Raw genomic sequence first — 14405 nt, 5'->3', positions numbered from 1 at the left:
AAGAATATTATGAAAAAAGATATCAACACTTTTTGTCATTGCACACATAAATTAAATAATCAACATCAAATATCAGAACTTTTTAAACAAATTGAAACTATTTTTGGAAAAGAAGTAGCTGCAGATTTAAAACAAGTGAGATTTTTTCACGAAGGTTTTCATAACATCACATATATTGGAAAATTAAAAGATACATGGGTACAAATTAGAATTCCTAAAAATCTTGTTGAATTAGATTATAAAAACGAAGAACAAATCGTTTTTATGTTCAAAGATTACTTATATGCTAAAAACGGATTTATTATCAAAAAATGATTCCCAGGTCAAGATCTATTCAAAGTTAATATCACCCAAGATATTGCATTATCAATTTTCAATTGCATTAGAAACTTTCAAAAAATGAATGCAAAAATTGATCGCTTTAACTGATTAACTTATGATATCAAAGATCAAAAATATCACGATATTTTAAACAAATATAAAGATGATAAAATGGTTTTAAGTCATAACAACATTAAACGTCACAATGTTTTAGTTAATAAATATGGTTTTATTAAATTAATTGATTTTGAATTTACTGCATATAACTATGAATATGTCGATCCTGTATATCTTCATCTGTTTTTAGGAATTGAAAAAGAAGATATCATTAAGTTTTTCAATCTTGATTCAGAAAAATTTGACGATTTCGTTTACTTAATTCAAACCTTTAATAAAGCGGCTTACAACCACACTTATTCAAAAATTAAAACCCCCGATAATAAAATATCTGATTCATTATTGGAATTTGAAAACCGTGATTATTCAATTATCAATCGTTTTATTGTTCAAAAATATCGTAATCCTTTTGACAATCGTCTTGATTTAAAAACTATTGAAAACTTCTATTTCGTACCATGTTTGGTATATGAAGATAACGATCGTGTAATTTGAAGATGGTTAAATTGTGAAACAACAATGTGTTTAAACAACCGTCAAATCAAAGCGATTGCTAGAGCATTAAGAACATTACATGATTCTGATGTTGAGTTTCCTGATTATATTTTTGATAAACGAATTGAATCTTATCTATCACAAATAGATATAAATGATTTAAAGAATGATTTCAATGACGATAAAATGTTAGAAACCATTATGCAATGAGTCAAAGAAGTTAAACCTGATGCAAATTGTCATAATGACTTAAATTTAAATAATATCTTTTTCACCGATACTCTAAACCTATATATTATTAATTGAGCAAAAGCTTGCTACAACAACCGCTTTTTAGATATTGCTTATTTATTTGAACATATCAATAGCAATCGCTATTTAGAAAATTCTTTTTGAAGAGCATATGAAATGGCAGAACCAAAGAATTTTTATAAATATCGTATTTTAATCCATTTCAACTCATATCTATATAACAAATCTTCAAATGGAGATTACACACAAGCTGGTATAAATATTAAGAAAATCAAAGAAATATTTGTTTTAAATAGAGGTAAGTATGAATAACGATGAAAATAAACAAGAAAATATTCAAGTTAAAAAACCTAAAAACAAAAAAAATATTGCATTAACATCAATAATGCTAACTACATTAATAGCAGGTGGTGTTGCAGTTGTTGCAATTCCTTTTGGTTTGAATTACAATAGTAGAAAACATCAATATTCAGCTTCAAAAGAATTAATCCAAGAGAAATTAGAAAATATTGTTATTAATGAAAGTAAAGAAACTCTTGAAAATAATAGCGAAAAATACACATTAACCATTGGTGTTAAAGAAAATAACATCGCTGATATCGTATTTAATGAAAATAAAAGAAAACTTGAAACTAATAAAAGTTTTAAACAAGAATTACCTTTAATTAAATATGAATTTAATCCTTATTTTATTAACAACACCGCAAGTAAATTAAAGAACTTCTGAGAAGAAAGTTGAAAAAAGAATCATACTAACTCAGAAACAATATCAATTAACAATGAAAACGATACAAAATTCTTTGAAATAAATCTATTTGACTTCTTTAGTGAATATCTAAAAACATCAAACGTTGCTGATTTTCCAAACGACGGAACTGTTCCATTTAAAGTAATTAAACAAATGCAATTTATTGAATTTGTTTATACTGCTGTCATTGAAGAAAATAATACATATTTTTACAACGATTTAAAAAATGGCGCTCCGGCTTTTGCTTTAAATAATTACTTTAAAAATCTTATTACCTTAATTGAAGAATATGACAAAGAACATAAAACTAATTTCCTAGCAGAAGGAATGATTGATAACTCATTTGTTATTAAAACGTGAATTAAAATCAATCCTTTGAACAACAACGTGGTTGAATCTCTTCGTTTTCAAAACGAAATTACTTTGTCATATATCAAAACAACAAATGAATAAAAACAAAAAACAAGCTTTAGAGGGCTTGTTTTTTTAATTACTTATGATATTTAATATTGTTCTTAATTGTAAATCCACGATAGATTTGTTCAACTAACATTACTCTAAATAATTGATGAGGAAATGTTAAGTCTGAGAAACATAATTTGTTATGAAATTCACTTTCATCAACACCATTGCTTCCACCGATTACAAAGGTAATATTGTCTTCAATTAATAGAGCAGAGAATTCTTCACTATTACATTTTTTTCCTCTTAAACTCAAATAAATTACTTTTGAATTCTTTGGAATTTTTTCTAAAATCAATTTTGTTTCTTTTTGAACTTTTAATGCAATATTAGTTTCATTAATTTCTTTAATTTCAATTAAATTAATTGAAGCAAAGAAGTTAATACGTTTGATATATTCATTGTATAAACTTTGATATTCTTTAGTTAATGAACCAATCGCAACAATATTAATCTTCATTACTTGAATGTCTTTTGTTGTTTAAGTAATACATTAACATTTGAATATCAGAAGGATTAATACCTGAAATTCTTGAAGCTTGACCGATTGTTGTTGGTCTAATTTTATCTAATTTTTGACGCGCTTCAATGGCTAAGTTTTCAACTTCTCAATAATTAATATCTTCAGGTAATTTTAATTTTTCTAAACGATTCATTTTATCAGCGAATGATTCTTGTTTTTTTAGATATCCAAATAATCTAACTTGAATAGTTATTTCGTCGATATATGGAAAATCGTTTAAGATTTCTTTAGGATCAACTAACGGATTAGCTAATGCTTTTAACATTGAAATACCATTTAATAATTGATATTTTTTAGCTACTTCTGAATTAGCTGATAAATATGTATCTTTTAATTCATTAATTTTATTATTGATAATCTCGTATTTACGAACAACGTCATTATATTCACTTTCTGTAATCATTTTATTTTGGAAAGCATATTCTGATAATCTTTGATCAACGTTATCGTTTCTTAATAATAAACGATATTCAGCACGTGATGTCAGCATACGATATGGTTCTGTTGTTCCTTTAGTAACAATATCATCAATTAAAACACCAATATAGCTATCGCTACGTTTTAATTCCATTGCTGGCATATTATCTAATTTATTAGCTGCATTAATTCCAGCAATCAATCCTTGAGCAGCAGCTTCTTCATATCCACTTGTTCCGTTTGGTTGACCAGCAGAAAAGAAGTTTTCTAGAATTTTTGACTCAAGTGATTTCTTTAAATCCATTGGATTTATTGCATCATATTCAATTGCATAACCATATTTTTGAACACGCGCATTTTCTAATCCTGGAATTGATTTAATCATTTCATATTGAACATCTTCTGGCATTGATGTAGATAGACCATTGATGTACATGATATCACCAGCTAGTGTTTCTGGTTCAAAGAAAATGTGATGAGTTTCTTTGTCTTGAAATCTCACAATCTTATCTTCAACAGATGGACAATATCTCGGACCAACTCCGACAATGATTCCTGAATATAATGAACTGCGATTTAAGTTTTTTAAAATAATTTCTTTAGTTTTAGCAGTTGTATGTGTTAAATAACAACAAGTTTGTTCATCTAATTTAATACCTGATTTAGAAGAGAATGACAATTCGTTTTTATCAAGCATTTCTTTTTCAACTTTTGAAAAATCAATACTATCTGTGTAAATCCGACATGGAGTTCCAGTTTTTAATCTAAAAACATCAAAACCATATTTTCTTAGATTTTCTGACAATGTAATCGATCTTTTTTCTCCATCTGGACCATCGTATTTAATTGATTCACCCCTCAAAATCCGTGAATTCATATAAACACCAGTTGTCATAACAACTACATTTGCATAAATATTTCCATGTCCATTAGTTTGAACACCATAACATTTTTTATTATCAACAATTAAATCGGCAACTTCATCTTCGATTAATGTGATGTTGGGTTGTTTTGATATATCTTCTAAAATTATTTGACAATATTTTTCTTTATCAATTTGAGCACGTAATGATCATACTGCTGGACCTTTTGAAGTGTTTAACATTTTGATTTGAATCATAGATTTATCAGCAAAAAGCCCTTGAACACCTCCAAGAGCATCGATTTCACGAGTAATAATCCCTTTTGCTGATCCACCTATTGAAGGATTACATGGTAACATTGCTAATTTGTTTTTATTCAATGTAATCAAAGCAACTTTAAAATTTCTTTTAGCAAGAGCATATGTCGCTTCAATTCCTGCATGTCCCCCACCAATAACAATGGCATCGAATTGGTTAATTTTATTCATTAATTTCTTTTAAAATTTTTTCAATACGTTGAGCATTTGGTTCAACTGTATCGATTAGAAATTCCAATTCAGGTAATTTCTTATATTTTCAGTTTCTTGATACAACTGAACGTATAAATGGTGCCATTTTTGTGATTTTCTCAAAATATCTTTCTTTATCTTTAAACAAGGTGATATAGATCTTAGCATGTGATCCATCAGTTGATAAAATAACATCGTTGATTGCTATGTTAGTTACATTGAAATCTTGTAACTCATAAAAACTTTCTCCTACTAATTTCATTAATAGACTAGTTTTTCTTTCGTGATTAATTTTATTCATCTTCTTTTAATACATCCTCATAAAATTTTAATATATCATCTACTTCTATTTTATCAAAGTCTTTGATGTGAGTTCCAAATTCAAACCCTTTTTCAACAACTTTAACATCATTTTTTTCTCTTTTTAGAGAATCAATTGTTCCTTTAAAAATAGTTTTGTCACGTCTTACAACTTCAACTTTACACAATTCTTTTGCTTGACCGCTTAACATTTTACATCCAGCAATACTTCCGACTTTTGAGTAAAAGAATATTTGTAAAATAAGTGCTTCACCGATTAGTTTTTCTTCATAAACTGGTTCTTTTAAAGTTTTAATTAATCTTTCTAATTCTTCAACGATTTTATAAATAACGTTGTGATTCAAAATCTTAATATTTTTTGAATCAGCCAATGATTTAACATCAGCGTTAATTGATGTGTTATTAAAAGCATAAATTCTTGCTTTAGAAGCTTCGGCTAATAAAATATCTGCTTTAGTAATTTCACCTGCTGTTGATCTAATAACATTAACAACAACTTCGTCATTTTTAATTTTTGCAACTGTGTTTTTAATTGCTTCAGCAGTTCCGTGAACGTCTGTTTTAATAATTACATTAATTGATTTTGTATTTTCATCAATAATTGAAATATTTTTTTCGTTTAATTCTTTTTGTTTATCTAAATATGCTTTATCGTCTGCTAGTTTTTTAGCAAATTTTTCATCACTAATAACCACAAAACGATCACCTGCTTGAGGGTTTGAATTTAATCCAGTAATAATGCATGGAGTTCCAGGTAATGCTTTTTCAATAACTTTGCCTTCCATTGAATATAGGTTTCTAATTTTTCCATATTGACCACCAGCTACTATAAAATCACGTGGTAATAATGTTCCATTTTGAACAATAATTGTTGAAACAACACCCATACCTTTATCAATTTTTGATTCAATAATGGTTCCAATTGGATCTCTATTTAAATTAGCTCTTAATTCAAGTATTTCAGCTTGCAATTCAATTGTTTCTAGTAGTTCATCAACACCTTGTTTTAATAAAGCAGAACCGTAAACAAAAGGAACATTTCCACCTCATTCTTCACATACAATATCATGTTCTGTTAATTGAGATTTTAGTTTTTCTATATCCTTATGTTCTTTATCCATTTTGTTCACAAACACAATAATCGGAACATTTGCTGCTTTAGCATGATCAATTGCTTCAACTGTTTGAGGTTTTACTCCGTCATCCGCTGCTACAACAATAATAACAATATCAGTTACTTTTGCACCACGACTTCTCATTTCGGTAAATGCTTCATGCCCTGGCGTATCAAGGAAAGTTATTTTTTCGTTATTATGTGTAATTTGATATGCTCCGGTATGTTGAGTAATTCCACCAAATTCCGTCTCTTGAACATGTGATTTTCTAATGCAATCAATCAATGTTGTTTTACCATGATCGACATGTCCCATAATTGTAACAATTGGAGCTCTTTTAACTAAATCATTTGGATTGTCAATAATTTCTAGATTGTCAAATAAATTTTGAGCATTAACATTTTCTGATTTTTTGAAATCTAAATTGTATTCTAAACATAATTCAGCAATTTCTTCTTCACTTAAAGATGTATTGATTGTTTTAACCACACCTTTTTTGAAATAATGAGTAAGAATCATTGCTGGAGTTTTCTTGATTTTCTCTGCGAATTCCGAAACAGTTAAAGGACCATGAAAAATGAAAATTCCATCATCTAGTTTTGTTTCTCCAGCACTCAATTGCTGTTTGATTACATCAACGTTTGAGATTCTTTTTTTCCCGTTTTTACTAGCCATTCTTCCACCTCTTTCTGTATATTATTATAAATTTCTTGGTCTATATTTTGGCGAAATGCTTTGTTTAACAATCTTTTTTTAAACAAAACTTTAATTTGTTCTTCATTAATTAAACAATAAGCACCGCGACCTTCTAAATTTTTAAATTCATCAAAACTGATTACATTAAATTTATTTTTATTAAATCTAATCAATTGATCAATTGGATATATTTGGTTATCCACAATTGATTTACGCGAATAATTTCTATCAGTCTTCATCTTCTAAATCGCTTAAATCGATACCTTCTAGACCAAAGGTTAATTCTTTATCTTCTTTAAAATCTTTCAATTTAGTTGAAGCAATTTTTTCATAATCTTCAGTTAAATCTTGTGAGAATGGTTCATTATCAAATTCAGTTAAACCATTGTTTTCATCTTCATCAAATTCTTTTTTAACTTGTTCAAGTGTTTCGTTAAAGCTTTCATTGTCATAATATGAATCACCTAATATTTGTCTTTCAAAACTATCTGAACTTACAACTTTTGAACGTAATTCAGCAATTTCATCTTCAAATTCTGACATATCAATAGCTGAATCAAAGATTGAACTTGCTTTTGGAGTTGAATTTGTAGCTCTTTTTCTTTTGAAGTTAGATTGTAATTTTTTGCCATCTGATAGATTTTGAATTTCTTCTGCTGTAATGTTTCCGTGATCAAAGTTATATGAAATTCCTTTTTCGTCGGCCTCTTTTTGACTGATGATGTCAATTTTTGCTTTAGTTAATTCAGTTGCTAGTGAAACGTTTTGACCTTTTCTACCAATTGCTAATGTGTGTTGTAAAGTAGGAACTATAACAGTGAATGATGGATATTTTCCTTCACCCTTCTTTTCAATAACATCAATTACTTTAGCTGGACTTAATGCATTTATAATTAATTGTTTTAAATCATCTGTGTATAAAACAACATCAATTTTTTCATTATTCAATTGTCTTGAAATAGCTTCAATTCTAGAAGCATTTGCACCAATAATTGATCCAATTTCTTCAATTCCAACTGGAGCATTTTCTGATTTTCTAATGCAAATTTTGGATCTTTCACCAGAAATTCTTGCAATGTTAACTACTTCAATAATTCCTTGTGCAATTTCTGGAATTTCTTTGTTTAATAAATTCATTAAAATCTTTGTGTCGATTGAAGATACAACAACTTGTGCATATTTGCTATCTTCAACAACTTTATCAATGAAAACATCAATTCAATTTCCTAATTTCAATGTATTCAATAAACGTTTATTACTTGCAGAAATCGGCATAAATGCGGTAGTCATATCTTCAAGTTCTAACATAATTCCGTTTGCATTTGAAGATATAAATTTAGCTTTAACAACTTGACCAACTTTTGATAAATATTTATTGTATATTGCATTTTTCTCTAATTCTCTAATTGATTGATTAAAAATTGATTGAATTCTTGTGAAATCTTTTTTCATAAATTCTTCAAAGTCAATTTCTTCAGCAATAGTTGAATCAAGTTTTGCGTTTTTATCAATAGTTTGCGCAATAGACAATGGAATTTCAACACATCTAGCCAATAAATCCATATCATCAGTTGATACTGGATCTGGAACAACTTGTTTGTTTTTATTAATTACAGCAAATTCGCATTCAGCTTCGTTGATAATGAATTCAATATCAGCTTCTTCGTCATAAATATCGTAAATTGTTTTTAAAACTGCATTTTTAAATGCTTCAATAATGTCTTGTTTTTCAATTTTTTTAATTTTTGATAAATTTGAAAAATCTGTAAAAATTGCTTGTGCCTTCATTTTTTTTATTGAATCTGTAGCAGGCATTTTTTCTTTCTCCTTTTGCATTTTAATTACAAAAGGCTGGCAACGCGCCAACCTTTGTTAAATTTAATTTATTACTTTTAATGTTTATATTATACATAAAGAATATGATAATTAATGAAATTAATTAAAATTAATCCTTGTTTCATAGAATTTTTCCTTGAATTCTATCTCTTTCTTTTTCTACTTCTGTAATTAAAATATTAACGTTTTGCCCAATTTTTATTACATCAGTTGGATGTTTAATAAAATCGTTTTCATGTCTTTTCATGTTGGTGATATGGATTAAAACGTTTTGTTTAATTCCGATAAATGCAAACGCACCAAAATTGGTAATGTTTTGTATTTGTCCCTTAATTTCTAAACCAGCATGGATATCATCAATAGTTAATATCTTATCTGAAACAATAAATCCTTCTTTTTTATCACGAATATCTTTTCCGGGTGCTAATAATGCATCAACAATTAAATTGATATCATATTCATTTGAAGATAACTGGTTTGCTAGTTCTTTAATATCAATATTATTCAATTTAGCTTTAATATCGTTTTCGTCTTTTAAATCAATATTCAACTTTTTAACTAACAAATCAGCTAATTTATATGATTCAGGGTGAATATTTGTACGATCATAGAAAATATTTGAATCATAGATTCTTAAAAAACCTACTGATTGTTCAAATGCTTTAGGCCCCAATCCTTTAACTTCTTTTAATTGCTTTCTATCAGTGAACTTACCGTTTTCTTCACGATATTTGACAATATTTTCAGCAATAGTATTTGATAAACCAGAAATATATGAAAGAATGACTTTAGTTGCCGTATTTAAATCAACACCAACTAGGTTTACAATTTTTTCTGTTTTAAATCTTAATTGATTATTCAATTCTTTTTGATTAACATCATGTTGATATTGACCAATACCAATTGATTTAGGATCAATTTTTATTAATTCATTTAATGGATCTTGAAATCTTCTTCCAATATTGACAGCACTTCTTTCTTCAACAGAAAAATTAGGGAATTCCTCTTGAGCAATCTTTGATGCTGAATAAACAGATGCACCAACTTCTGAAACAATGGCGCATTGAATATTTTCATCTGGATAGTTATTATTTTTTCTTCAATTAATTAATGATTTAATAAATTCTTCAGTTTCACGACTTGCGGTACCATTTCCAATTACAACTATATCTATTTTGTATTCATTTAGTAATTTATTTACAATAATTGAAGATTGTTTTCAATCTTTTTTAGGTGCATTTGGAAATATTAAATCCTTTGTAAGAAATTTACCATTTTCGTCTAAAATAGCAATTTTGCAACCATTTACATAAGCGGGATCAATGGCCATAATTTTTTTATTCTTAATCGCAGGAGCTAATAACATATTCTCTAAATTTAAAGCAAAAATATTGATAGCATCTTTTTCTGCCCTTAAAAATAAATCTGTCTTAATTTCACGAATAATTGATGGAATTAATAATCTTTTAATTGCATCTTCCAATGCTTCACGCATAATAAATGCAGTTCTTTTATTAATGAAATATTTTTGATTCAAGTCATATAAAATTTTCTTTTCATTGAATTCAATATCATATGAAAGAATTTTTTTATCCTCACCACGGGTAATTGCTAAAATTCTGTGGTTAGGAATTGTTTTAACTTTTTCGCTGTAATCGTAATATTGTTTAAAGACTTCTTTTTCATCCTCGGCGTTTTTCTTTAATTGAGTTTTAATTACACCGAACTTCATTAATTCATTTTTAATATATTCACGAGTTGCTATATCTTGTGAAATATCTTGAGCAATAATATACTTAGTTTGCAATAAAACTTCATCAACTGTTGGTAGTTTATCAGATAGATATTTTTCAGCTTCTTTAAAGACATTAAATTTATCACTTGTTTCAGTTTCAATTTTCTTTGCCAGTGGATCTAAACCTAGTTCAATTGCTTCTGACGCTTTTGTCTTTTTACCAATTTTAAATGGTTCGTAGATGTTTTCGACTTCTTGTTTTGTTTCTGCGTTCCAAATTTTTTGTTTCAATTCATTTGTTAGCAATTGTTTTTCAGTTAATATATTAAGAACATATTCTTTTCTTTTAGTTAATTCTAAATCATATTCATATAATTCAGCGATTGCACTAATTTGTTCTTCGTTCAAACCATTAGTTTGACCTTGACGATAACGTGCAATAAAAGGTATTGTTGCACCTTCTTGTAATAATTTTAAAACAGTTTCTACTTGATTAACTGTTATATTTAATTTCTTAGATACATTAATAATTGATTGATTCATAATTCTCCGTTATATATTATTAGATAAAAAAACAACGAAAATCGCTGTTTTTTGATTGAAATACTAGTTGTTTTTCTCGTCAACTAAAATCAAAATATCGATTACAATTGCTAAGATTGGTAAAAATAAACCAATTAACAATAAAAATCAATGTGGAGTTTTCTTTTTGTCGTATAGTCTAATTGTTAAAATAATATTAAAAATTAAACCCGGAATAATGAAAAAGAATGTTCCAATTAAACCTATTAGTGCTAATGTTTTTGTTTTCACTTTTATCTCCTAATTTTCTTTTAAATAATATATTGAATATATTATATTTTAAATAATTAAAAATTCATATTTTTTAATTCTTCTGTAGCATCTACTAATGCCGATGCAATTAAAGGTTCACGTGAGCTATGACCGCTTGCTGGAATAAAATTCAATTTTGCGTTTTTTAATTGTTTATATAATAAATATGCACCTTCAGGAACGCAATCCATATCATATCTACCATGAACAATAATTGTTTTTATATTTTCAATTTTATTAACATTGTTTAATATATAGTTATCATCTTTAATAAAAATGTTATTAACAAAATAGTGATTTTCCAATCTTGCTAGTTCAAGATTAGCTTTTCTATCGCTCAAAATCTCTTCTAAAAATGGAGTTTTTTCTAAAGTAATTAAACCCAGTTCTCATTTAGCTCAACGATATGCCGCTTGCATTGCAATATCTAAATTGTCTGAATTTAAATACTTATGATATGAATTAATCAAGTTGTGTCTTTCGTTTGGTTTTACAAATGAGGCAAATTCTTCATATTCCTCTGGAAAATATCAAGAAGCACCTTGTTGATATAAATAAGATTGATCTTGCTTTCTACCTAAAAAGATTCCTCTTAAAATCATCGCTTTAACGTTTTGTGGATAATTAATTGCATAAATCAAGCTTAACGTAGAGCCTCAAGACCCACCAAATAAAATTCATTGATCAATATTAAGAAATTTACGTAATTTCTCCATATCTTCAACTAATTCTCAAGTGGTATTTTCTCTAATTTCTGCACTCGGAATACTTTTTCCACATCCTCTTTGATCAAATAAAATAATTCTATAATAATTATGATCAAAAAATTGTGATGATGAATCAGAACATCCTCCTCCCGGACCTCCATGAACAAACACAATTGGAGTACCATTTGGATTACCAAATTCTTGATAATAAATACTATGTAATTCAGAAACCTTTAAAAAGCCATCATTATATTTTTCTCTTTTTTCATATAATTCCATAATTTATCCTTTAATTTTTTTCTTGATTTTCATTCTAAATACAAAAGAAGAAATCTTAAAAATTATTTTTTTCAATTTATTTAATTTCGGATTCATTAAATTTCTTGTAATTAACATACCAAATTTTTTAATTACTTGAATATAGAACTTCATAATTGAAAACTTATCAAATTGAATTCAATCTCACAATCTAATTAAATTTAATGATTTTCAAATTATATTGAATAATGATTCCTTGAATTTATCATCTTTCAACGAAGAATATAAATTTTTAATTATGCATTCTAATTTTCTTCAATCTTTTCAATTCAGAAGAGATTTTTTTACATTCAAAATTGTCAATAACATCTCAGAAAAATCAACATCATTATTTTCATATTTCTGTAAAATGCCATTAATAATATCTAAATATGTTTGTTTTATTTCAATTTTATTTTCACTTAAAAATTGATAATAAATTTCATCAACCTTCGAATAGTTATATATAGTACCTAAAAAGAGCTTGAATTGTTTAATTAAATTAATTAAGTGATTGCGGTTTGATAAATCACTTACTAAAATATCAATAAATTCCTTAATAATATGATTTTCTTGTTGTAATTTAACATTATTTTCTAAATCGTGAATAACTGCATCTAGAAAATCATCAATTTTCTCTTTTAATTTTGAATTTGGGTTGTGATATAGTTCGTTAAATAAATTTATTGTATGTGTTTCACTATGTATAGCTGCTAATTTAATAAATTTTTGAAGTTTTATGCAACCTAATTTTCGATATTGTTCCTCAATATCAAAAATGATTTTTTGAATGTTTTCTGAACGAATTATATTTTTTAAAATAGTTAATAAATAATCGTTTTTAACATTATCTTCGATAAATTCCTTAATCTTTGAATTTACATCCAAGTATTTGAAAATGAAGAACATATTTTCAAGCAATAATTCACTTAATGATAAATATTCATTTCTTTTAACAATTTCAACGTTTTTCAATTCATGATCAATCAAACGATTTGTCTCTCTTTTTAATAAAACAAAATATGGATTTTGTAATTGGTTATTCTGGTGTGTTCAAGCATTGAAAATTATTGAAATTTTATTAACATTAAAATTCATTTTTAAAGATAAATCAAAATCATTTTGGACTTCTTCTGTGATTAATTGTGCTAATTTAATTTTATTTGAATAATAAATTTTACATTGTTTAGTTTTATTATAACCAAATCAGCCTTTTTCAAGAAAGCGATTGAAAATTAAACGACCTATTTGTTGATAACCTAACTCTGTAGGATGGACATCTATTGTATTTTCAACTAACAAGTTCGAGTTTTTTAATCAATATTTGAATTTGAAAGGTTTAATTATTTCACAATCATATTCTTTACCAATTTCTTCATATAATAAGCTTATTTCTTGATAAATATTTTTAAACAAATCATTAAAAATTATTGGATTACGTTTTTGCAAAATTGATTCAAATGACAAAATGAACGGTAAAAAAGGAGGGGTATAAGAAATTAACATTATCTTTAAATTGGGATTAATATCTCTAATTTTTCGAATAAATTCCAGAAATTTTGGTTTTAATTTCTCGGTTATTTTTTTCATCTCTTGTACAATTTGATCTTTAATTTTTAATTGCAAGAAATAATTTTTTTCAAAAATAATTCGTTTTAATAACATCAAAGGAAAACTGGCTTGAAATTCATTACCACCAATTGTACAAGTAAGCAGATTGGCGTTTTTAATTTTGATATAAAAATCTCTTGCAATAGTTTTTCTTAAATCTTCAACGTTTTCTTGAATATCGTAAAAATCTTTATAAATTCCTTTATAGAAACGGGTTTCTTTATTTATTCTATTATTCAATTTAAATAAATCAATAATATTATCATTAATTTCTCCATTTAAAATGTTAATATAATCTTCAATTCTTGCCGTTGCAAGAGATAAATTTTCATAGCTAATGTTATCAAAAATTTCGTTGTAATTTAATGTATTCTTTTTTAGATAATGATATAAATATTCTAAAAAATAATCTGAATAACTATACCCTTTATGAAATTTTTGATCTCTATATTTAAAACCAAATGAAGGACCACCGATTTTTGAATTAAAACCTTGGGAAATTGAATCGCCAATTGCTACATAGTTAATTTCTTTTTGCATAATATA

Annotated in this window: 12 protein-coding genes; 2 read left to right on the top strand and 10 right to left on the bottom strand. The window is 26.5% G+C overall.

Going from position 1 to position 14405, the window contains the following annotated elements:
* Positions 1-9 precede the first annotated feature (9 nt).
* Positions 10-1497, top strand: a complete 1488-nt coding sequence (locus EXC28_RS00880; protein ID WP_051622614.1) for a phosphotransferase — start codon at positions 10-12, stop codon at positions 1495-1497.
* Entirely contained in the window at positions 1490-2386 is an 897-nt protein-coding gene (locus EXC28_RS05465) for a hypothetical protein (protein WP_029330659.1), read from the top strand. Before EXC28_RS00880 ends, EXC28_RS05465 begins: the two co-directional genes overlap by 8 nt.
* 37 nt (positions 2387-2423) lie before the next feature.
* Here EXC28_RS05465 and EXC28_RS00870 read toward each other — a convergent pair whose 3' ends face one another.
* The 10 genes from EXC28_RS00870 to EXC28_RS00825 form a co-directional block, all read right to left on the bottom strand.
* Positions 2424-2855: a 23S rRNA (pseudouridine(1915)-N(3))-methyltransferase RlmH gene (locus EXC28_RS00870; RefSeq protein WP_029330661.1), complete on the bottom strand. Its 432-nt coding sequence runs from the start codon at positions 2853-2855 to the stop codon at positions 2424-2426.
* Positions 2845-4686: a tRNA uridine-5-carboxymethylaminomethyl(34) synthesis enzyme MnmG gene (gene mnmG / locus EXC28_RS00865; RefSeq protein ID WP_029330663.1), complete on the bottom strand. Its 1842-nt coding sequence runs from the start codon at positions 4684-4686 to the stop codon at positions 2845-2847. Before mnmG ends, EXC28_RS00870 begins: the two co-directional genes overlap by 11 nt.
* Positions 4679-5008 (bottom strand): 30S ribosome-binding factor RbfA, encoded by a 330-nt coding sequence (rbfA, locus tag EXC28_RS00860; RefSeq protein ID WP_029330665.1) that lies wholly within the window; start codon positions 5006-5008, stop codon positions 4679-4681. The genes mnmG and rbfA overlap by 8 nt, the downstream gene beginning before the upstream one ends.
* Complete coding sequence (infB, locus tag EXC28_RS05460) at positions 5001-6818, bottom strand: translation initiation factor IF-2 (protein ID WP_029330667.1); 1818 nt, start codon at positions 6816-6818, stop codon at positions 5001-5003. Before infB ends, rbfA begins: the two co-directional genes overlap by 8 nt.
* The gene (locus EXC28_RS00850; RefSeq protein ID WP_029330669.1) at positions 6773-7078 is read right to left on the bottom strand and encodes a YlxR family protein; all 306 of its coding nucleotides are present in this window, start codon (positions 7076-7078) and stop codon (positions 6773-6775) included. The genes infB and EXC28_RS00850 overlap by 46 nt, the downstream gene beginning before the upstream one ends.
* A complete protein-coding gene (gene nusA, locus EXC28_RS00845) occupies positions 7065-8654 on the bottom strand; it encodes a transcription termination factor NusA (RefSeq protein ID WP_029330670.1) in 1590 nt (529 codons plus the stop codon). The genes EXC28_RS00850 and nusA overlap by 14 nt, the downstream gene beginning before the upstream one ends.
* Positions 8655-8784: 130 nt before the next feature.
* Positions 8785-10953, bottom strand: a complete 2169-nt coding sequence (locus EXC28_RS00840) for a helix-hairpin-helix domain-containing protein (RefSeq protein WP_029330671.1) — start codon at positions 10951-10953, stop codon at positions 8785-8787.
* 63 nt (positions 10954-11016) lie between these two features.
* Positions 11017-11223, bottom strand: coding sequence for a hypothetical protein (locus EXC28_RS05455; RefSeq protein ID WP_029330672.1), 207 nt, complete (start codon positions 11221-11223; stop codon positions 11017-11019).
* A gap of 56 nt (positions 11224-11279) precedes the next feature.
* Positions 11280-12230, bottom strand: a complete 951-nt coding sequence (gene pip / locus EXC28_RS05450; RefSeq protein ID WP_029330673.1) for a prolyl aminopeptidase — start codon at positions 12228-12230, stop codon at positions 11280-11282.
* A 3-nt stretch (positions 12231-12233) separates the two neighbouring features.
* Positions 12234-14399: an SGNH/GDSL hydrolase family protein gene (locus EXC28_RS00825; RefSeq protein ID WP_029330674.1), complete on the bottom strand. Its 2166-nt coding sequence runs from the start codon at positions 14397-14399 to the stop codon at positions 12234-12236.
* Positions 14400-14405: the final 6 nt, after the last annotated feature.

Origin of the sequence: Metamycoplasma cloacale (assembly GCF_900660735.1) — a bacterium.
GTDB classification, from domain to species: domain Bacteria; phylum Bacillota_I; class Bacilli_A; order Mycoplasmatales; family Metamycoplasmataceae; genus Metamycoplasma; species Metamycoplasma cloacale.
Note: the sequence above shows the minus strand (reverse complement) of the source record. Positions and strands in the feature narration are given on the sequence as shown.